We start from the raw sequence: 19,648 nt of genomic DNA on the forward strand, positions 1-19,648 counted from the left end.
CCTTACGCTGGAGTATGATGTAGCGCTGGAGTGCCCGGCCCTCTTCTCGCAGGTGATGAGGCTCGAAAGGTATGAGGGATGATTTGCCCGCGCAGGGCTGAAGTCACCCGGCGTGGAAATCCAGCGGCGTCCGCGACGCATTTGCTTGATGAAGCCCCTCGATTAGAACTGAACACGCAGAGTTTTAACTGATGATACCCCTAATATGATGGCGTTTCGGGGTGGGTTTGAGTGGGTAGGTTCGTTGTGGGCATAACTGGCAGTAGCGGCGTTGTCTACGGCTTGAGGCTTGTGGAGGTGCTGAGTAACCTAGGTCATGAGGTCCACGTCGTGTTGAGTGAGGAGGCTAAGATCGTGTCAGCTAGTGAGTGTTTAAGTGAGGACGGGTTGATGAGGCTGTTGGGCAGGCTCGCTAAGTTTGTCTACGGCGAGTACGACTTCACAGCCCCTGTGGCCTCGTCATCCTTTGTGGTTGAGGGTGCCGTGATCATGCCCTGCAGCCTTAAGACCTTGGGTGAAGTCGCTAACTCCATCCAGTCGACCTTAATCAGCAGGGCAACGCTTAACTCGCTCAGGCTGAGGCGCCCCACAATCCTAGTCCTGCGTGAGACGCCGCTGTCCACGCTCGACATACTTAACATGCTTAAGGTGTCGCTAAGCGGCGGCGTCATAATGCCTGCCTCCCCGGCATTCTACTCAGAGCCGCAAACGATTGAGGATCTAATAGACTTCATGGTGGGCAAGGTCTTGGACGTTCTCAATATAGATAATAAGCTCTACAGGAGGTGGGGTGGGTCTAAAGCTACTCGAGGAACGAGTCTTTGCGCCCGCTTCTACGGGCCAGAAGAGTCCTGACCTTATCGTCTATCTTAGCTTCATCGAGCTCCTTTATGAACTCCCTGTCGGCCTCCCTGAACTTCACGGCGAACGCGCATTTACCGTCAGGCAGGAGGGCCTTCCTATCGCAGAACGCGAACTGACACCTGTAGCCCAGGCATGAATCGCCTATCCACCTGCACATGGCCACTTTCTGCATGTGCCCCTTCACCACCTTATTGACTATCACTAAGGCGTTCTTAGAGCATCTGAAGAAGGGGCACAGCATGTTACACTTATCGCCGAGCGGCAGCGGCTTCAGCTCACCCCTCAACTTCTGCTCCTCGTCCTCGTAGGGCTTCTCCAATCTCTCATGCCTTCTAGACCACCCGCGTCTCTCGTCGTAAGGCGTGCGATGCTTGTCAGGATAGCTCAAACAGGTTCACCGGTTGACGCCGACCCTATAGTATCTATGGTTTAAACCATTTTAAAGCTATATAGGTTATCATGCCCGACTGGTAGGTCATCGCTAGTATCAGCTCCTTCCTCACGCTGTGTGAGAGCCTCCCCCAACTGATTAAGTCGCCAGGCTCTATGACCTGCCCGTATTTAAGCACCTTAACTAGGTACGGTGCGTGCTCTAGCCCGGGTTTCCTCCTGTAGAGGGCGAAGTCGGTGCCGTACTTGAGTGCAGACCTTATGATGAATCCTGAATCCTTTAACTCCCTGAAGGTCCTGTAGAGATCGTCGAACTCGGGTATGTGCTCCCGACACATCGCCCTGAAGTCCTCGAGGCTCAGCTCCTCAGAGCCTCTGAACACCCTCAGAACCCCCTTCTCCGCCAGGTAGTAGGCCTCGATGAGGGAGAGCTCGAGGGGCTTGTCGACCTCCTCAACGTCCTTAGGCTTCTTAACCCCTACAGGCTTCCCGATGAAGCTCGTGCTGAAAATGCATCTGGCCAGATCTACGTTGAACACTATGGCCTTAGAACCTATTAAGTAGGCATCGCCGCTGCCACAACTCCTGAGAACCCTATCTGTGGAGTGAGATGAGCCTGAGATTCGTCCCCACCCTCTTAAGTATGTCCGCAGAGTCCTCGAGTTTGTCCGTCAGTTCCTTAAGGAGGAGTAGAGCCCCCACATCGCTTGAGTAGTTCTTTATTATCTCGAGCCCTAGCTCCCTGTAGATCTCGTCCACGCTGTTCTCCAAGCCTACCTCCCTCTGGAAGAGCTCCTTAACCGCTTTGAGGTTGTTCAGCTTACCCAGCATGTCCACCACTATAGCTATCATCTCCAGGATCTTCCTTATCGTCGAGTCGAGGTACACGTACATGCTGTCAGGCATTTTGTCGAATCCCTTAGTGACTAGGAGCAGGCACCTGTTGGCCGCCGCCTCACCGTGCTCCGCCAGCCTGACGACGCTTTGAATTATATCTATGTAGATGTTCTCCATAGCTAACGCGGGCGAGACCCTGACCACGTAGTCGAATAGGTTCATAGCCCCCTCCTCGACCTCGTCCTTAATTAGGTGGACCCTGCCGTGCATCTTCTCGATGCCGACTTTATTGAGGTCGTCCAGCTCCTTCAGGAGGGTCTGCAACTCCCTGTATAGGTCTGCAGACCTCCTCATCAGAGCTATGAGCTGTTCGGTGATCGCTGACTCAGCCAGGCTTTCCCTCTCCCCACGTCCAGGCACCTCATCGATCCTTATACTCTCCTCGGCCAAAATGACCACCGATCACTCTACTTAAAATATACTGTATATAGCATTAAATACTTAATGCAGCGTCCCCTCATGCAGGGCGTGTCCTTCAGAACTGGTGATGCCTTCACGTGCCGGGCTCCTGGCTAAGGCTCTTCAGCGCTTTAGACGCCACCGCGCTTAACTCCCTGAGCTTCGTTAGCTCACCGTCTATGAACGCCACCTCCTCACTCATCCCCTCCCTCAGCAGGTAGTCCTTGATGTCGTTTAACACCTCCTCCTCATCACCTATCGACACCATCAGCGCGAACGTTATCAGGGTCTGAATGGGTTCGACGAACTCTTTACCCATGCCCGGCGAGCTGCACGACTCTATGCTGCGCTTCAAACCACTCCTGGTCCTGCTGACTTTAGCGATGTAGTCCTTAACCACGTCGTAGGAGACCCTCCGATTGAGGAGGCCTTCAGCCAACTCCCTCAGCCTGGCTAGCTCCCTATCCCTCTTGAGGGTGCTGTCCTCAAGCTTCCTCAGGATCAGTGGGCCCTCCATCAGGCCGACCTCACGGTGGCCATGGAGTTATCGGCCACCCCGTTCCTCCTCATGAAATCCTCGTTGGCCCGAACCTCATTCTCCGGGAGCTCCTCAGACGTCAGGGCCTTAAGAATCAACTTCCTGCCGGAGACCGAGAGCTGGACACTGTCCTTAATACCTAGCTCGTCGGCCAGTCTGCGGGCGATCTGGAGAACCCCTTCAGGGACGTCGTCCCCAAGCCTTACCCTGACCCTCCTCTCCAGAACCCTCTTCACCCCCTTACCCAGGACCTCGCTGGCTGGAGGTATTATGGCGACCAGCTGCCTGACGTCCCTCTTCTGAGTTTGTTGCGAACCGCCCTCATCGCTCAGTTGGTACCACCAAAAAGTAATAGGTGTCTTAAGATAATATAAAGCCGCTATGTAGTGACCGTTAGCTAAGTGTTAGGGAAGCACCCGCGTTGCATAGATCTTGGCGACCGCCCAGGCAACGACCTCATCCGCCTTGAGCCTGACCTGCTCCCTGGTGTCCCTGAACCTGATCGTCACAGTACCGTCGCTCAGCGACTGATAGTCCACAGTCACGGCGAAGGGCACCCCTATCTCATCCACTCTAGCATACCTCCTACCTATGCTGCCGTCCTCGTCGTAGAGGGCTGTCAACCCCGCCTTCACGGCCTCCTCATATATCTTCCTCGCCAGGGCCCTCAGCTGCTCCTTAGCCATCAGGGGGAACACCGCCAGCTTGTAGGGAGCTATCCTGGGCGGTAGTCTAAGGTAGACCCTGCCCCCGTCTTCAGAGTATGCCTTATCCAGAGCAACCAGCACGAGCCTCTCAGCCCCGAAGGACGGCTCGACGACGTGCGGCACGAACCTACGCCCCCTCACGACCTCCCTCACTTCCTCGATTCTGACTGCGTTGACGGGAACCCTGAACCCCCCGACCACCACCTCCCCCCTCCTAATCATCCCCTCCACCTCACCGACTTCCAGGCTCTCCAGGGCTCTGGAGACCTTGGCGGCGTCGCCTCCGAAGGCCTCCTTCAGGAGGGCCTCATCAACCACCACCTTCTTCGTTAAGACCTCCCTAGGCTCCCTCAACTCCCTGTAGACAGTCATGTCCTCACCCGAGTACTGCATGTGCCTGGCGAGGTCGTAATTCGTTCTGTAGGCGTGGCCGGAGATCTCGACCCACCCCCACCTAGATATGGAGACCAGCTGATCGAACGTCTGTCTTGAGTAATGGGCTCTCTCCTCAGGCAGTTTCTCCTCGAAGAGGACTTCATCCCCGCCGATGCCTAACTCCTTGGTGAAGGCCTGCGCGACCGTCATCCAGTACGCGAGCCACGGGTTGAGGATTATGCCCTCGGCCACCGCCTCCTCAGGCCTCACCGAGATTACCTCCTCAACCCCCCTCCTCCTAGACTCAGCGGTGAGTATCCTGAGCCTCTCCTGGAACCTGCTGAAGTCGGGCTCCCCCGGCTCCTCAGGGTCGAAGAGGAACTCGACCTCCATTATGGTGAACTCCCTCAGCCTAACCATGCCCTGCCTAGGGGATATCTCGTTCCTGGCGACCCTCCCGACCTGAGCTATGCCGAGGGGCAGTGAATACCTCATGGAGGTGAAGACCCTTTTGAACGAGGTGAACATGCCTTGAGCTGCCTCAGGCCTTAGGTACGCAGTCCCGTGTCTGTAAGGCCCGACGTTAGTCTGGAAGAGGAGGTTGAAGGTCCTGACCTCACCTAACTCACTGCCGCAGGAAGGGCACCTAACACCCCTATCCTTAATGAGGGAGTTCAGCTCGCCCGGGCCCATCCCCTCAGTCCTTAGACCCAGGACCTCCTGCAGGAGGTGATCGGCTCTGTAGATTTTACCGCACCCGCTACACGCAACCACAGGGTCTGTAAAGCTGTCGAGATGCCCCGACGCCTTGAAGACTATCTCAGGCGCTATGACGGGGGTCTCGACCAGGACAACCATGTCCTGGTGTCTTAGGACGAAGTACTCAAGCCACACGTTCCTTATACTCTCCTTAAGCAGGGCTCCGAGGGGTCCCAAATCGTAGAACCCAGCAAGCCCTCCGTAGATCTCGTACGAAGGCCAGAAGAACCCCCTACGTGCAGCCAGGTCGACTATCTTGTCGTACTTGTCGCCGCTGTCTGAGCCCATCTCAACACCCACAGAAATACTTCTCTGATTTTTATAAAGCCCTGCGGGCCATCATCATAGAGTGGTGCGTGATGCTTGAGCTGTACTTAGTTGCTAACCCACACGTCTTCCTGGGCATCAATGGGAATAGGGGGAGGACTAAACTCAGCTTCGTGGGAGTACCCTTCGACTCGACCAACAGCTTCAGGAGCGGCTCCAGGTTGGCACCGCTCACCGTAAGGCTGGCGTCCCAGTCGCTGGAGACATACTCCTTCAGGAGCGGGTTTGCTTTGGAGGAGAACCCCCCGGTTGATGAGGGCGATATCGCGGTGGTTCACGGCAGCGCTGAAGCCACCCTGAAGAACATCTCGGCGGTGTCTGAGGAGCTCCTCAAGTCCAGGAAGGCAGGGTTCGTGGGGGGTGATCACACGGTAACGTACGGCATCGTCGACGGCTTGGTTAAGTCTTTAGGGAGGGCTCCATGCGTGCTAATGCTCGACGCGCATCTAGACTTCAGGGCTGACTACCTGGGCTTCAGGTACAGCCACGCCTGCGTGACGAGAAGGGTCAGCGAGCTCGTGGGGGCTGGCAACGTGATGGTGGTTGGTTTCAGGGCGGTCGACGCTAAGGAGCTCAGGGAGGCCAGGGAGGCCAGGCTCAACATGCTCAACGCATACGAGTTGATGAGAATGACCTTGAGGGAGGTCAGCGGCAGGGTGGGTGATTTCCTGAGCGCCTGCAGTAATTTCTACATCTCGCTTGACGCGGACGTGATGGATCCCGCCTACGCACCGGGTGTGGCGACGCCCGAGCCTGAGGGCCTCCAGCCGACGTTCGTCATGGATTTGCTGACCCGCGTGGCGGACGAGAGGCTTGCGGCGTTCGACGTGGTGGAGGTGAATCCCCTGGTGGACACGGGGAACGTCACATCGTTTCTAGCGTCGAAGATACTCATAGAGCTCTTCACGAAACTTACGGTGATGGGTAAATGACTGCTGAGCCGCCTCAGGCGTGGGTCAGGTCTGATGCGTCAGCTGCGCAGGTGGCAGAACACTTTGTGGGTGGCGCTCACCCTCACCTCAGGGGGTTCGTCCCTCCTGCACACCTCCTTGACGTAAGGGCATCTGGTGTGGAGCCTGCACCCCTTCGGAATGCTTAACGGGCTCGGCGGCTCGCCGGAGAACCTGACCCGCGCGTCACCGCTCCTGCCGAGGATCTTAAGATATAGTGAGGGCAGTGATGAGAGCAGGTACTGCGTGTACGGGTGTGCCGGGCTCTCGACAAGCTCTTCAGACCTGGCCTCCTCAACCACCCTGCCAAGGTACATAACGAGGACTCTGTCGCTGACGCGCACGGCCGCAGGCAGGTCGTGGCTTATGAAGAGCATTGAGAAGCCGTACTGTCTCTGAAGCCTCTTCACTAGGTTGAGGATGTTATTCTTGACGGTCGCGTCTAAAGCGGAGACCATCTCGTCAGCCACTACGAACTTAGGCCTTACTGAGAGCGCTCTGGCTATTGCCACCCTCTGCTTCATGCCGCCGCTGAGCTGGTGTGGGTAGTAGTCGGCGCAGTCCCTGCCTAACCCAACGTCTTCAAGAAGCTCGGCGACCAAGGTGTCGGGGTGGTGATGGTCACGCCCCCCCGCCCGCAACGCCTCAATCAGTATGTCCCTGACACGCATTCTAGGATTCAGCGAGGTGTCCGGGTTCTGGAAGATCATCTGAACCCTAACCCTATTGCTCCTCAAGTACCTGGCCAGCTCCTCGCCTTCGATGAATACCTTGCCTGCGTCAGGCGCCTCAACCCCCGTCAGGAGCCTCCCCAGAGTTGTCTTCCCGGAGCCGCTCTCACCGAGTAGCCCGACGATCTCGTCGTTGTCGACGCTCATGCTGACCCCGTCCACAGCCCTTAACAACAGGTTTCTCCGGAATCCGGAGGCAATTCTGTAGTGCTTCCTCAGGTCCACGGCCTTCAGTAGTGTGTGGCCGTCACTCATACGCTGCCCACCACCTAGTAGAGGTTGCACGCAACCAGCCTCCCTCCGACTAAACGCTGTCTCGGCATCTCGCCGCTGCACACCCCCTCGGAGGCGTGCTCGCATTTAACGCTGAATGGGCATGCTCCAGCGTCTTTAAACCCGTTGCGTGCGTTGTTGGCCGGCCGGCCCAGCCCTTCCTTAAGCCCGTTGGTGAGGGAGTTCATCAAGTACTTGGTGTACGGATGTAGTGGCTCCCTAAGCACGCCCTCAGAGCTGCCGAACTCGGCGACCATGCCGCCGTACATTACCAAGACCTTCTCGGATATGTCGTACGCCACGCCGATGTCGTGCGTTATCAGTATTAAGGCGGTTCTGTGCTCCGTGCTCAGCTCCTTAAGTAGGTCCAATATCTGCGCTTGGATCGAGACGTCGAGAGCTGAAGTCGGCTCGTCGGCTATCAGGAGTTTAGGCCTCAGCGCTACCGCAATAGCCACCGCGACCCTCTGCTTCATGCCGCCGCTGAGCTGGTGTGGGTAGCTTCTGTACCTCCTCTCGGCCTCCGGGATCCCAACCCGTTCCAGCAGCCTCACGGCCTCCTCGAAGGCCTCCCCCCTGCTGTAGCCGTGGGCCCTTAAAGCCTCAGCGATCTGCTCGCCGACGGGGTAGAGCGGGTTAAGCGACGTGGACGGGTTCTGCAGCACAACCCCGATCTCCCGCCCCCTGAGCCTCGCGAGCTCCCCCTCATTCAGGTCGAGGATGTTGAGGCCGCGGTACCTGACCTCACCACCCTCGACGATTAGGTTGTCGTCGTTGAGCCTGGCCATGATGAGCGCCAGCGTCGACTTGCCTGAGCCGCTCTCACCCACCACCGCCACCCTCTCCGACTCCCCCACCTCAAACGTGACGTCGTTGAGGACCTTGATCCTAGACCTGCCGAGCGTGTAGGACGCGTGCAGATTCCTCACTTTGAGGAGCGTCATGCGTACCTCACCCTGCTGCGTGGGTCCAGCACGTCCCTTAACGCGTTGCCAAGGAGGTTGAAACCCGCTACGAGCATGAAGAGGAATATGCCTGGAAATATGATTACGTGCGGGGCTCTGACCATGTACGTCTTCCCGGAGCCTATCATCGAACCCCACTCAGGGGTTGGTGGCTGGACGCCGATCCCCAGGAAGCCCAGGCCGGCCGCGAACAGTATTGAGGACCCTAGGTCCAGGGTGTACTGCGAGACGACGACGTAGGATATGTTGGGCAGCACGTGCCTGAAGATTATCTTGAGGGGGTTGATCCCGAGGAGTCTGGCGGCCAGCACGAACTCGTAGTTCCTAACCTGGAGTACGACGCCCCTGACCAGCCTGACGTAGGAGGGTATGAGCCCCACCGATATCGCGAGCACTATGTTTTGGAGGCTGGGCCCCCAGAGCGCAACTAAAGCTATGGCTATAAGTACTGACGGGATTGAGAGCAGTGCGTCGGTGACCCTCATTACCGCGTAGTCTATCGCGCCGCCGAAGTATCCTGAGAGCAGGCCTAGGAGGGCTCCCACGCCCCCGCCCAGCGAGGTGCTGATGAGGGCTATCGTCAAGGACACCCTGGATCCGTGGATCAGCCTTGAGAGGAGGTCCCTGCCCAGCTCGTCGGTCCCTAAGAGGTTCTCAGTGCTCGGCGGCCTTAAGGCGTTGCTTAGACTGCCTGAGATCGGGCTGTAGGGGGACACCAAGTCTGCGAGGGCCGCCATGAGCGTGAAGAAGATGACTATGGTCAGGCCTGCGAGCCCTGATCTATGGTTCTTCAGCAGCCTGAGCAGCTGCAGCGAGCCCTCAAGCGTGTTTCTAAGCACCACCGACCCTCACCCTGGGGTCTATCACTGTGTAGAGGATGTCGACCGCGAGGTTTATCAGGGAGTATATCAGCGCCAGGATGAAGATGGCTCCCTGAACCATCGGGTAGTCCCTGGCGAATATCGCGTCAACGACTAACTTCCCCACGCCGGGCCAAGCGAAGATGGTTTCAGTTATCACTGCACCACGCATTAGAACCCCCAACTGAAGTCCGGCGACCGTGGCCACAGGCACTAACGCGTTCCTGAGGACGTGTTTAAACAGGACTGCCGATTGCTTCAGCCCCTTAGCCCGGGCCACCTTGACGAAGTCCTGGCCGAGCGCCTCAAGCATGGAGAACCTGGTGGTCTTGACTATAGGCGACATGACGGGCAGCATTAAGGTCAGGGTGGGCAGTAGTAGGTGTGCAGGGGTGCCGGACCCGCCGGCCGGCAGGAGCTTGAGGTTGACTGCGAACACGAACATGAGGATCAGTCCGAACCAGAACGTGGGCATTGCGATGCCTGCAGACACTAGGGCCGTTACCGCGTAGTCAATCCACGTGTTCCTCCTCACAGCCGCTACGACCCCTAAAGGGATTCCGACGCCTAGGGAGAGGCTCAGGCTCGTTAGCGTGAGTGTGAGCGTGTTCGGGAGTCTGGAGAGGACTTCTGACGCCACCGACGAGTCCGTCCTTATCGACTTGCCTAGGTCGAGGCGTGCTAGGTTCACCATGTAATTCAGGAGCTGCTCGGGAAGCGTCTTATCCAGGCCGTACTTCACCCTTATCTCAGCCACGACTTCGGGAGGGGCGTCGAACCCTGCCAGGAGCCTAGCGGGGTCCCCGGGGATCGTTCTGAGGAGCACGAATAAAAGGAGGGTCACGCACAGCACGGTCGTTAGGATGCTGAAAAACCTTTTGAGCAGGAATATGGGGAGGTTCATGGTGCCCCGCCTCACGAGCTAAGCCTGGCGTAGGTCAGGTCGAACATTTCATACGGGAAGACCTTCACGTTAACTAGGTCGGCCCTCGTGACGACTATGAAGTACTGGAGGTAGAGGAATATGTTCGGAGCGTCCTCCCAAATCAGCCTGTTGACCTCCTCGTATATGGCGGCCCTCACAGCGGGGTTCGGATTCCTGACCCCCTCATCTAACAGCTTGTCCACCCTACTTCTGTTGTAGAAGAAGTTGTTGAAGCCGTTCGGGGTGAACTGCGTCGAGTGGAACCTCTGGTATAGGTAGAAGTGCGGGTCGGGGCTGCCGGGGGACCACCCAAGCAGGAATAGCTGGACCTCAGTCTTGTTGAGGGGCGCTAACACAGTTGATACGTAGGTGGGCCAGTCGTACGTCCTGACCTCGACCTCTATGCCGACCTCCCTCAAGTACTGCGCGATGGCTTCCGCCACCTGCTTGTCGAACACGTACCTCCCCGTGGGCGTTATCAGAGTGATTCTGAATCCGTTGGGGTATCCGGCCTCCCTCAGCAGCTCCTTGGCCTTGCTTGGGTCGTAGCTGTAGGGCCCTAAGGTCACGTGCCCCAGCGTGTATGAAGGGACGGGCGAGTCCATCACCTGCCCTAGGCCGAATAGCACGTTCTTAACGATGGCGTCCTTATCCACCGCGTAGTTGAGCGCCTGCCTGACCCTGACGTCCCTCAGGGGGCCGTACTGCGTGTTTATCCCTACGTACATCACCCTGTTTGACGCGGTGGCTATGACTCTCACGTCACTCCTCCGGGAGAGCATCTCGACATCCGTCGCTGAGGGCTGTATTATTATGTCCAAGTCACCGGCCAGCAGCATCGCCGTCCTGGTCTGGGCGTCGGGGACCACCTTGAACACTACCTCGCTGAAGTACGGCGTCCCGTTCCAGTAGTTCTCATTCCTGACCAGCACTATCCTGTCGCCCTTAACCCACTCCTTAAACCTGAAGGGTCCAGTGCCTATGTTGAGCGGCGACGTTGTTATGGAGTCCCCCAGCGCTTCAACGGCTTTAGGCGAGATGATCGCCGCCTGAGTGAAGCTCAGCACAGTTATGAAGGGGGCGTAGGGCTCCTTCAGCACGAGCCTGACGGTAAGCTCGTCCAGGACCTCTATCCTGCTTATTATCGTGTAGTACGCCCTGCTAGGCACCTTTACGTTGGGGTTCAGCAGCCTCTCGAGGGAGTACTTGACTGCCGACGCGTTGAGGGGGGTCCCGTCATGGAACTTAATGCCGCCCCTCAACCTGATGGTGTAGTTCCTGCCGTCAGGGGACACCTCATACGACTCGGCGAGCAGGGGCTTCAAGCTACCGTCTGAATCCACCAGGAACAGCGGTTCAGCGAAGAACCTCACTATGTTGGATATGGTTGTGGTGGTTTGCCCGGCCGGGTCTAGAGTGTCGGCGTCAATCCCGATACCAACACGCAACACCCTCCCACCACCTCCGACGGAACCCGCGGGCAGAGTGGTCGTGGTGGGTGTTTTGAGCGAGGTCGGCGTCGTGGCCGGGCGGGTTGACGTGCCAACTCCTTGGGTGGGTGCGTAGTTGAGTAGGGTGAAGGCCCCCGCGATCGAAACCAGCACCACAGCAACTATAACCACGGTGATCAACTTGCTCAGCCCGGCCCTAGTGAGCGGGTGCACGCTGGGACCGCCGCCCCCGTCTGAGGGCGACCTCATGCGGTTTTCCTTCAAACTAAAAACTAATCTAAGCTTACCAAAAACCCGATCCAAACACATCACACACACCACCTACCATTACTTCACACCTCATCGCACGGGAGGTCTTACGTGGCCTGGGGCGAGCGTTTAAGGAAAAAGGAATTATGATGTAGGGCGGAGCGATTTACATGAACAACAAGAATGGAATATAGTGTGGGCCCCTGCTAGGCAGGGGCCCACATATAGTAGATAATAACGACGACTAGGAGTGTCAGGACGTTGCTGAGATGCGTCGGACTACCGCGTGGAGGGGATTCGACGACACCGGGTCCCGCAGTAGTCTGGCGCATCCCTTCAGCACCTGATCACAGTATTAGAGCCCTGGCTTTAAAAGCTTTGCTTTGCATGTTTATACAACATTAACTTGGCGTGTCTTTGAAAGTCTTCATGGAGGCGTGTTAAATTGCGATGGTCGAGTTTTAGACTGTGCCGTGCTTTAGTTAATTTTACTTTTTCATTGTAAAATCTGCTAAATCTTTTGCGTGTTATTGTATGAAGTAGTTAACAAAAGCTTATAAATTAATACTTCAGTATTCTCTCACCATGCTGTGTTGGGGTGGTGAGTGTTTTGGGTTCAGGTGTTGCGGATAGGGAATTCGCTCTATCGCCGGTTCCTGTCGTGGCTAGGTTGTCCCTGATTGCTACCGTGATGCTTTGGGCCAGCCTGACTTTAGATCCGTCAGCCCCGTATTTGGCTTCGTGGTGGGGGTCCTCGTTCCCGTTCACCACGTTTGTTGTCGGTGTTCTGCTGGCCAACCTCGTCTTAAGCGTCTTCTCAGCCCTCTCCGGTTACATGGCTTCCAGGGAGGGGCTCACCTACGCGTTGACTGCTGAGAGGGTCTTCGGCTCAGCCGGTGTTGTGGTGCCGTCGCTCTGGGCCGGTGTTGTGTGTGTCGGGTGGTTGGCGTTCTCCATAGGCGTTGTTGCGGAGGGAATTACCTACACGCTCGGGATCGCCCAGCAGGGTATGTACTACGTGCTCGTAGTCGCCATGACGATGTTCTTCTCGATCACCGCCTACCTTGGCGTGAAGCACATGGTCAAGCTTGCTTACGTTGGTGTGCCGCTCTTAGCGATTCTGATTGCCGGCGGCGTTGCCTCAAGCGTGTCGAGGTGGGGCGCCCCCAGCCCGGGAGGGCTCGACGTGAACGTGCTTCCGGTGGTTTTCGGGTCGGTTCTGGGGACGTTCGTCAACGGCTCCATAGTGCTCTCCTTCGACTATCAGAGATTCTGCAGGAGCTCGCTGGACTCCATCATAACCGCGTTCGTGAACTTCCTCGGGTTCTGGAGCTTCATAATAATACTTTCAGGAATCCCTGCCGCGGTGACTGGCATGGATCTCTACGGCTCTTACGGGGCGCTTGGGCTGGCCCCGCTCGCCCTAATAACGCTCTTCCTCCTGGCCTGGACGTCGGCGGACAACCAGCTGTATTCAGCGTCCCTCTCATGGACTTTAAGCCTGAAGTCCCTTGGCAGGGTTGCTGACAGGAGGAAGGTGGTCATGACGGCGGCCTTCCTGACCGCGGTGCTGGCGCTCGTTAAGCTGCACTCATTCGCGACGCAGTGGCTCTCCATACTGACTTCAGTCTCCTTGCCGGCCGGCATCGTGCTGTGGACGGACTACTACCTCAAATCCAGGATGAGGGTTGGTGTGGGTGCCGGGGGCTGGAACCCCTACGCCTTCGCCTCATGGGGTTTAGGCAGCCTGACAATCTACTACCTCAACGTAGTTGAGGGCCTCTGGTACGGCCTGCTCCTGGGCTTCCTGGCGACCTTCCTGACGTACCTCGCAACCCCTAGGAAGGGGGTTGGGAAAACCCCTGCCACCAGGTAGGATGGGCGACGAGTAACCGCCTGGAAACCGGTTAGGAACGTCTTTTTAGGTGGAAACAGTCAAGTGGCTTGGCCGGATGCCGGTGTTGGATATCTACGGTTGTTATAACTTGAAAGCCTCGTCCTTTAGGACGGGGAGGAGGTCAGATGTATTTATGCCTCAGCGCCATATCGTAGTGTGAGGGGGTGTCTTGCTCTCCACGCCCGAGGTTGCAGGACTTGAAGTCACTGGGTGCGAGGGTCTTGCGCGCGACGCTCTCCGGGTAGTTCTGGAGGGCTGGAGGGCTGCGGATCCCTACGTAGCCGTGGCGAGGCACGTTAGGGCCGAGGGTCCAGCAGTTGCAGTCGGTGAGAGAACCTATAGACCTGGAGGCGTTCACGTAGTTGGCTTCGGCAAGGCCTCACCGAGGATGCTCGAGGCTCTATGCAGTGTTTTAGGCAGTAGGGTGGTGGGGGGTATTGTCATAAATCCCGTCGTTGAGGGGGAGTTATGCGGTGTGGAGGTCCTGAGAGGTGATCACCCGCTGCCGGGGGAGCGAACCCTCCAGTCCTCCATGCGGTTAATCAACTACCTGGAGTCGGCCGTGGGTGAGGATGATTTAGTCCTCACACTCATCTCGGGCGGTGGTTCAGCTCTATTCGAGGTCCCTGAGGAGGGGTTGAGCATCGATGATGTAGCCGAGGTCACGAGGCTGCTGATGGCTAGAGGCGCCGACATATACGAGCTCAACACGGTGAGGAAGCACTTATCGCGGGTTAAGGGCGGTAAGCTCCTCAGGTTTGTTAGGGGTGAGGTCGCCTCCCTCATAATAAGTGATGTGGTGGGGGACGACCTGAGCGTCGTTGCGTCCGGCCCCACCTATCCGGATCGGACGACCTTCAGGGACGCGTACGAGGTTATGAGGAGTCGAGGGGTGTATGGGGAGGTTCCAGAGTCGGTTAGGAGGTTAGTGGCGAGGGGTTTAAGCGGTCTGGTTGGGGAGACGCTCAAGCCTGACGATCCCCTGTTCCGCAGAGCCTACAACATGATCGTCGCCAGCAACATCGCGTCATTAAGGGTTATGGAGGGTAAGGCGAGGGAGTTGGGGTACAACACACTCCTGCTGACGCCCTACCTGACAGGCGAGGCGAGGGAGGTTGGGAAGGTGCTGGCAGGGGTCATCAAGTCCGTCGCAGCCCTGGACACCCCCGTCAGGAAGCCAGCAGCCCTCATAGCGGGGGGCGAGACTACGGTCACGGTGAGGGGGGACGGGGTTGGCGGGAGGAACCAGGAGCTGTGCCTCTCCCTAACCATCGAAATCAGGGATGTGGGGGGAGCCGTCGCGTTATGCGTCGGCAGCGACGGGATGGACGGCGTGAGCCCCGCTGCAGGCGCCATCACGAGCTCGAAGGTCTTCGGGAAAGCCCTGGAGTCAGGGCTGGATCCGTTAACCCACCTCAGGAACAACGACAGCTACACATTCTTCAGGAAGTTAGGGTTGGCAGTACTCACAGGCTACACGGGGACGAACGTCAACGACTTCTTCATTGCTCTAATCAGCTGATTCCAACGCCCAGTTCCCTCAAATCCGTTTCAACCGCACTAGTAGTTAGGCTGGGCACTGCGCTGGGCCGTACGTGGTGGGTCGACATCCTGACCTGATTTCCTTAATTACCTTAACCAGGGTCGAGGGATTGTTAAGGAATGAGAACCGTTTGGCTAAGATTTTTAAATTCAGAATGGAACTCTATTATTAGAGGCGATATCGCTGGAGCCTTTCATCCTAGGTATTGAGGCTTTAGATAAGCTCCTCGGGAACTTTATAGTGCCTCCGTACGTCATGATTGTGGCCGGCCACCCGGGTTCCGGTAAGACTACGCTAGCCTCAACTATCTGCTACCACAACGCCTTAAGGGGTCATAAGTGCATCTACATCTCCTTCCAGGAGGATAAGGAGAAGCTCTTCACGTTCATGGGTAGGTTGGGCTTGGACTTAAGGGGTGTAGAGGCTAAGGGCCTCTTCAAGTTCATCAGGATCCCGGTGACGCTCGACATGGAGTCTTCAGTCGAGATGCTGAAGCTCATCGGCATGGAGGGCTACGACATAGTGGTGGTTGACTCCATTAACGCGTTGCTAGCTTCCGTAGGGGATGACGCCGCTAAGAGGGCCTGGCTTCAGAACTACTTCTACAACCTGCCCCAAGTGACGAACGGTCTGGGGGTACTCATCGCGGAGGTACCCTACGGGCAGGAGGGGGTTCAGTTAGGGGGGATAGAGTTCGTCGCCGACGCGATTCTCGTGATGAAGCATCGGATTGAGGACGAGTTCCTCGTGAGGCTCCTCGAAGTCAGGAAGGTCAGGGGCGCGCCGGCGTCGCTGGCTGAAGTGCCGTTCACGATAAGTGGGGGCAGGGGCATTGAGGTCATGGTACCGCCCGTGCTTGAGGACGTAGCGCTTGAGAGCGGGGAGGCGAGGGTGACGTGTGATGTACTCAGGAAGACTCTTAACCATCTGCACAGAGGGCAAGTGGTGAACTTCGTGCACCCGCCTGACTCAGACCACCCGGAGCTGCTGACGCTCCTCCTCAGCATAGCAGTGGAGAACGGCATGAGGGTGCTGATCATAAGCTATAGATACACTAAAGAAGTGTTGAAGGAATCCATCGTGAGGACGCTCACAGCGCACGGCATTGATTCGAAGACTGCTGAAGAGATAGTGAACAGGTATGTGGTGTTCAGAGGGATTAACCCCTTCTCCTACAACGAGACCCAGTTAGTCGCAAAGGAACTGGAGCTGGTTGACAGCGCGGACGCCGACATTGTAGTGTTCCACAGCGTGTGCCTGGTGAGGCATTTGACAGACATAGCCAAACACGTCAAGGACCTGTACAACCAGATGAACTACCTGAGGAACCGCGGCAAGCTCGTGGCCCGCATAGGGGCGTTCACAGACGACCTGACATACAGACTCGAATCAAGAGTCGCGGATGCAGTGATGAGATTCGAGCATGAAGGCGGCAACGTAGGGAAGATAGGTTACAAGGCATTCATCTCGAGGAGAAACAGGAAGCCCTGCATAGTAACGCAGAATGAAATGGAGGAATGTTTCGCAGAGGCCGTCAAGTCTATTAAGGCTAAACTCCTCGAGGGTAAGGTGTCCAAGCAATAGATAGGGACAACGTGCTAAAGGACGGCTACAGCATCCGATTCCCTCCACGACCCTGAAGGGCAGGACTTATCCTAAAGGGATTCGGGAGGGGCTGGTGTGGAGGTAGGCTGGGATATCGAACTCCTATGAAAGCCCAGCCCCCTCAGCAGAACCCTTCCGGGGCGGGCGCCCGTGAGCTTGCCGTTCTCAACCGCTACCACGCCGTTGACTATTACGTACTTCACCCCTCCTGGGGGTTGTCTGGGGTCGCCCTCATCCGGGTGGTTCAGCTCTTCAAGTCTGAACACTACTATGTCGGCGTAGTGGCCCGGCCTGATGAGACCCCTCCTCTCTAGACCCATCCTGCTGGCTTGGATGCTCGTTATCTTCATGACGGCCTCCTCTATGGTCAGTAGCCTCCTATCTAGGACGAACCTCTTGATGAACCGCGGGAAGCAGCCGTACGTGTTGGGATGCGGCAGGTAGTGTGGTGGGGCCTTCATGCCCCACTTCATGCCTAGGAGGAACGTGTCCGTGACTACTGCTGAGAGCCTGTGCTTCACGAGCTCCTCCAGTGCGGCCTCGTGGATCTCCAGCATCCTCGTAACCTCGACCTCCGTCGCGGGGTCTTGCGTCAGGATCTCCAGCACGGAGTCGATTATGTCCTTACCCAGTTTTTTGGAGGCGTCGTCCAGGGTTAGGCCCGCAATGCCTGGAACCCCACTCTTCAATATGATTATGTACTTGGCCTGCTCGGCCAGCAGGGGTGGGTTGAGTGAATACACCTTCCCTTCAAGTATGCTTTTCCTAACCTCCTCCCTGTAGTCCCGGGCTTTCAGCAGATGCCCCAGCCTATCCAGGCTCCCTGCCTCGCGGAGCCACGGGGCTAGGAGTGACGCGAGGTAGCGTATCTTGAACACACCCCCGGTCTCAGTTGGGATCACGTCGAAGCCCACGTCAAGCCCGGACTCGCGGGCCCTCTCAATCACCTTCACCGTCTCGCGCGCGGCAACCCTCCAAACCTCATCGTTGTCTGGGTAGACTGTGTAACCTGGCAGTAGGTGTGAGACCTCAACCCTCACACCGGCCCTCCTACCGATCTCCACGGCTTCCTGAACCCCCTCGATCTTCCGCGGCAGGCCTCCTGAGGAGGCCTTCCGGATCCCGGTCCTCCTCCAGTGTGTGGAGTACACGCCCCCGTACCTGGCGACTACCGTGGCGAGCTCGACGATCTCGTCGGTGTCGGCGTGCGCCCCCGGCTCGTAGTCCAGGCCTGTGGAGAGTCCTATGGCCCCCGCCTCCATGGCTTCCTCAACGAGCCTCTTCATCTCCTCGACCTCCTCCCGGGTGGCCTTCCTCCTGTAGTCCCTGCCCATGACCTGCGCCCTAACCGTGTTGTGCCCTACGTGGACGGCCAGGTTCACCCCTATGCCCACGCCCTTAAGTACCTCCACGTACTCGCGGAAGCTACCCCACCTAACATCTAGGCCTAACTCCTCCTTCAGGAGGGGTTTGACCTCCTCCAGCGGGAGGACGACGGAGTCCGGATAGTACTTGTACGGGTGGAGCTTTAGGAAGACGTCCTCATCCCAGAAGCTCCAGAGCCACCATCCATGGAGAGGGGCTGGGGAGTACCCGCAATTACCCCCTACGCCCGTAGTTATTCCCTGGAGTAGTGCGCTCTCAGCCGACGGATGCATGAGCACCGTCTCATCGAAGTGGCTGTGCACATCTATAAACCCCGGTGCTGCGTAGAGCCCTGCAGCGTCTATAACCCTCTCAGCATCTAGGCCGCGGCACTCCTCCCCCCTACCTACGAAGGCTATTCTGTCGCCCTCCACAACCACGCATCCCCTGAAGGGGGGTTCCCCAGAACCGTCTACGACCGTGCACCCGCTTATGAGTATTGAGTTCATGCCGTAACGCCCGGGCTATATATATCGGGGGCGCAAATATAAAACCACGCCCTAATTAAGGGTGGGTGAATACACAAAACCCTCCCCACCTACCGGCCCTACGTCTTCAGTGTGTTGGGGTGGCTGAAGCTTTATAAGGGTGCACTAATTTATATTAAGGGTGCACTAGCATGCACGTGCCGGACGGGTACCTCTCCCCAGCGGTCGCGGGGGCTTCGCTGGCCGTGGTGCTGGCGGTTCTGCTCCTCTCGGTACGCACGGTCTCAAGGGGTGGGGTGCTGGACAGGGAGAGAATGTCGCTCTTCACGACGCTGAGCGCCAGCATTTTCGTGGCTCAGATGCTGGCGTGGCCGATACCCGGAGGCACTAGCCTTCACTTGGTCGGCGGGGCTTTAGCGGGCATCATGCTGGGTCCTTGGTTGGGCACGCTCTCCATGTCCTTAGTGCTCCTGGTGCAGACTTTTGTTTTTCACGACGGCGGGATAACTTCAATCGGCGCTAACGTGCTGAACATGGGCGTCATAGCCGTCCTCGCGGGCTACGTAGCGTTTAAGGCGGTTATGAAGCTCGGTCGGAGGGCTTGGTTGGCGGGGTTCGTCGCTGGTTGGCTTAGCTTGGCGCTCGCCGGGCTTGCGTGCGGGGTTGAGTTGAGCGTCTCTTGGGGTTCAATCCTGCCGACGTACATTATGATGTTCTGGCACGCAGTTCTCGGGCTCGTCGAGGGGGTTATAACGGGCTCTGTGGTCAGCTACCTACGCCTCAAGTCGCCTGGGATTGTGGGGTGATCGTGACGCTCTCGCGTAAGTCGCTCATCATGTTGGCGGTTCTCCTCCTCGCCAGCCCTGTCTTCGGGGTTATCCTAGCTGAAGAGCTGAGCTACCGTGAGCCGCTGGACTTAGTGGCTGAGGAGCTCGGGTTGAGTGAGGCTGGGGTCGAGTGGACGCCGTTTAGGGATTACGCAGTCCCCGGAGTCCCTAAGGCGGTGGGGTACGTGATTGCCGGGGTTCTAGGCACTGCGGTGATCGTGCTTACATGCTACATTCTGAGGAAGGCGCTGAGGGTTGGGTGA

Annotated in this window: 19 protein-coding genes; 7 read left to right on the forward strand and 12 right to left on the reverse strand. The window is 57.5% G+C overall.

From position 1 onward, the window contains the following. The first annotated feature begins 231 nt into the window (after positions 1–231). Positions 232–855 carry a UbiX family flavin prenyltransferase gene (locus QW772_00100; GenBank protein MEM0037327.1) on the forward strand — a complete coding sequence of 208 codons (624 nt, stop codon included), beginning with the start codon at positions 232–234 and terminating at the stop codon, positions 853–855. Here QW772_00100 and QW772_00105 read toward each other — a convergent pair. The 6 genes from QW772_00105 to glyS all read right to left on the reverse strand — a co-directional run bounded on the left by QW772_00105 (position 803) and on the right by glyS (position 5,217). Further along, complete coding sequence (locus tag QW772_00105) at positions 803–1,252, reverse strand: hypothetical protein (protein ID MEM0037328.1); 450 nt, start codon at positions 1,250–1,252, stop codon at positions 803–805. The genes QW772_00100 and QW772_00105 overlap by 53 nt on opposite strands. A 34-nt stretch (positions 1,253–1,286) precedes the next feature. Then, positions 1,287–1,907 carry a tRNA-intron lyase gene (gene endA / locus QW772_00110; GenBank protein ID MEM0037329.1) on the reverse strand — a complete coding sequence of 207 codons (621 nt, stop codon included), beginning with the start codon at positions 1,905–1,907 and terminating at the stop codon, positions 1,287–1,289. After that, entirely contained in the window at positions 1,849–2,541 is a 693-nt protein-coding gene (locus QW772_00115; protein MEM0037330.1) for a hypothetical protein, read from the reverse strand. The genes endA and QW772_00115 overlap by 59 nt, the downstream gene beginning before the upstream one ends. A gap of 103 nt (positions 2,542–2,644) precedes the next feature. Further along, on the reverse strand, positions 2,645–3,067 hold the full coding sequence (locus tag QW772_00120; GenBank protein ID MEM0037331.1) for a hypothetical protein: 423 nt from the start codon (positions 3,065–3,067) through the stop codon (positions 2,645–2,647). Further along, entirely contained in the window at positions 3,067–3,324 is a 258-nt protein-coding gene (locus QW772_00125) for a hypothetical protein (GenBank protein MEM0037332.1), read from the reverse strand. The genes QW772_00120 and QW772_00125 overlap by 1 nt, the downstream gene beginning before the upstream one ends. 168 nt (positions 3,325–3,492) lie before the next feature. Further along, entirely contained in the window at positions 3,493–5,217 is a 1,725-nt protein-coding gene (gene glyS / locus QW772_00130) for a glycine--tRNA ligase (protein MEM0037333.1), read from the reverse strand. Positions 5,218–5,288: 71 nt separating this feature from the next. On the opposite strand from glyS, the gene speB reads away from it, so the two are divergent. Next, a complete protein-coding gene (gene speB / locus QW772_00135) occupies positions 5,289–6,188 on the forward strand; it encodes an agmatinase (GenBank protein MEM0037334.1) in 900 nt (299 codons plus the stop codon). A 38-nt stretch (positions 6,189–6,226) separates the two neighbouring features. Here the strand turns inward: speB and QW772_00140 are convergent, their stop codons facing one another. The 5 genes from QW772_00140 to QW772_00160 are packed head-to-tail and all read right to left on the reverse strand — an operon-like array spanning position 6,227 to position 11,660. After that, entirely contained in the window at positions 6,227–7,192 is a 966-nt protein-coding gene (locus QW772_00140; protein MEM0037335.1) for an ABC transporter ATP-binding protein, read from the reverse strand. A gap of 14 nt (positions 7,193–7,206) precedes the next feature. Then, on the reverse strand, positions 7,207–8,154 hold the full coding sequence (locus tag QW772_00145; protein MEM0037336.1) for an ABC transporter ATP-binding protein: 948 nt from the start codon (positions 8,152–8,154) through the stop codon (positions 7,207–7,209). Continuing rightward, positions 8,151–9,017, reverse strand: coding sequence for an ABC transporter permease (locus QW772_00150; GenBank protein MEM0037337.1), 867 nt, complete (start codon positions 9,015–9,017; stop codon positions 8,151–8,153). Before QW772_00150 ends, QW772_00145 begins: the two co-directional genes overlap by 4 nt. Beyond that, positions 9,007–9,939, reverse strand: coding sequence for an ABC transporter permease (locus QW772_00155; GenBank protein ID MEM0037338.1), 933 nt, complete (start codon positions 9,937–9,939; stop codon positions 9,007–9,009). Before QW772_00155 ends, QW772_00150 begins: the two co-directional genes overlap by 11 nt. Positions 9,940–9,950: 11 nt before the next feature. Continuing rightward, the gene (locus QW772_00160) at positions 9,951–11,660 is read right to left on the reverse strand and encodes an ABC transporter substrate-binding protein (GenBank protein MEM0037339.1); all 1,710 of its coding nucleotides are present in this window, start codon (positions 11,658–11,660) and stop codon (positions 9,951–9,953) included. 610 nt (positions 11,661–12,270) lie between these two features. On the opposite strand from QW772_00160, the gene QW772_00165 reads away from it, so the two are divergent. The 3 genes from QW772_00165 to QW772_00175 all read left to right on the forward strand — a co-directional run bounded on the left by QW772_00165 (position 12,271) and on the right by QW772_00175 (position 16,684). After that, positions 12,271–13,536 (forward strand): hypothetical protein, encoded by a 1,266-nt coding sequence (locus QW772_00165; GenBank protein ID MEM0037340.1) that lies wholly within the window; start codon positions 12,271–12,273, stop codon positions 13,534–13,536. 190 nt (positions 13,537–13,726) lie between these two features. Further along, positions 13,727–15,079, forward strand: coding sequence for a glycerate kinase (locus QW772_00170; protein MEM0037341.1), 1,353 nt, complete (start codon positions 13,727–13,729; stop codon positions 15,077–15,079). Positions 15,080–15,304: 225 nt separating this feature from the next. After that, complete coding sequence (locus tag QW772_00175) at positions 15,305–16,684, forward strand: ATPase domain-containing protein (protein MEM0037342.1); 1,380 nt, start codon at positions 15,305–15,307, stop codon at positions 16,682–16,684. 71 nt (positions 16,685–16,755) lie between these two features. Here QW772_00175 and QW772_00180 read toward each other — a convergent pair whose 3' ends face one another. Beyond that, positions 16,756–18,579, reverse strand: coding sequence for a D-aminoacylase (locus QW772_00180; protein ID MEM0037343.1), 1,824 nt, complete (start codon positions 18,577–18,579; stop codon positions 16,756–16,758). A 170-nt stretch (positions 18,580–18,749) separates the two neighbouring features. Between QW772_00180 and QW772_00185 the strand changes: the two genes are divergently transcribed. Continuing rightward, the gene (locus QW772_00185; protein MEM0037344.1) at positions 18,750–19,364 is read left to right on the forward strand and encodes an energy-coupling factor ABC transporter permease; all 615 of its coding nucleotides are present in this window, start codon (positions 18,750–18,752) and stop codon (positions 19,362–19,364) included. 2 nt (positions 19,365–19,366) lie between these two features. After that, entirely contained in the window at positions 19,367–19,648 is a 282-nt protein-coding gene (locus QW772_00190; GenBank protein MEM0037345.1) for a PDGLE domain-containing protein, read from the forward strand.

Origin of the sequence: Zestosphaera sp., from assembly GCA_038727705.1 — an archaeon.
Taxonomy (GTDB): domain Archaea; phylum Thermoproteota; class Thermoprotei_A; order Sulfolobales; family NBVN01; genus Zestomicrobium.

What these genes read in the sequence shown, in the direction of transcription:
- QW772_00120 (MEM0037331.1), bottom strand. Translation starts at nt 3,067, where the DNA reads ATGGAGGGCCCACTGATCCTGAGGAAGCTTGAGGACAGCACCCTCAAG.
- glyS (MEM0037333.1), bottom strand. Translation starts at nt 5,217, where the DNA reads ATGGGCTCAGACAGCGGCGACAAGTACGACAAGATAGTCGACCTGGCT.
- speB (MEM0037334.1), top strand. Translation starts at nt 5,289, where the DNA reads ATGCTTGAGCTGTACTTAGTTGCTAACCCACACGTCTTCCTGGGCATC.
- QW772_00140 (MEM0037335.1), bottom strand. Translation starts at nt 7,192, where the DNA reads ATGAGTGACGGCCACACACTACTGAAGGCCGTGGACCTGAGGAAGCAC.
- QW772_00145 (MEM0037336.1), bottom strand. Translation starts at nt 8,154, where the DNA reads ATGACGCTCCTCAAAGTGAGGAATCTGCACGCGTCCTACACGCTCGGC.
- QW772_00155 (MEM0037338.1), bottom strand. Translation starts at nt 9,939, where the DNA reads ATGAACCTCCCCATATTCCTGCTCAAAAGGTTTTTCAGCATCCTAACG.
- QW772_00160 (MEM0037339.1), bottom strand. Translation starts at nt 11,660, where the DNA reads ATGAGGTCGCCCTCAGACGGGGGCGGCGGTCCCAGCGTGCACCCGCTC.
- QW772_00180 (MEM0037343.1), bottom strand. Translation starts at nt 18,579, where the DNA reads ATGAACTCAATACTCATAAGCGGGTGCACGGTCGTAGACGGTTCTGGG.
- QW772_00185 (MEM0037344.1), top strand. Translation starts at nt 18,750, where the DNA reads ATGCACGTGCCGGACGGGTACCTCTCCCCAGCGGTCGCGGGGGCTTCG.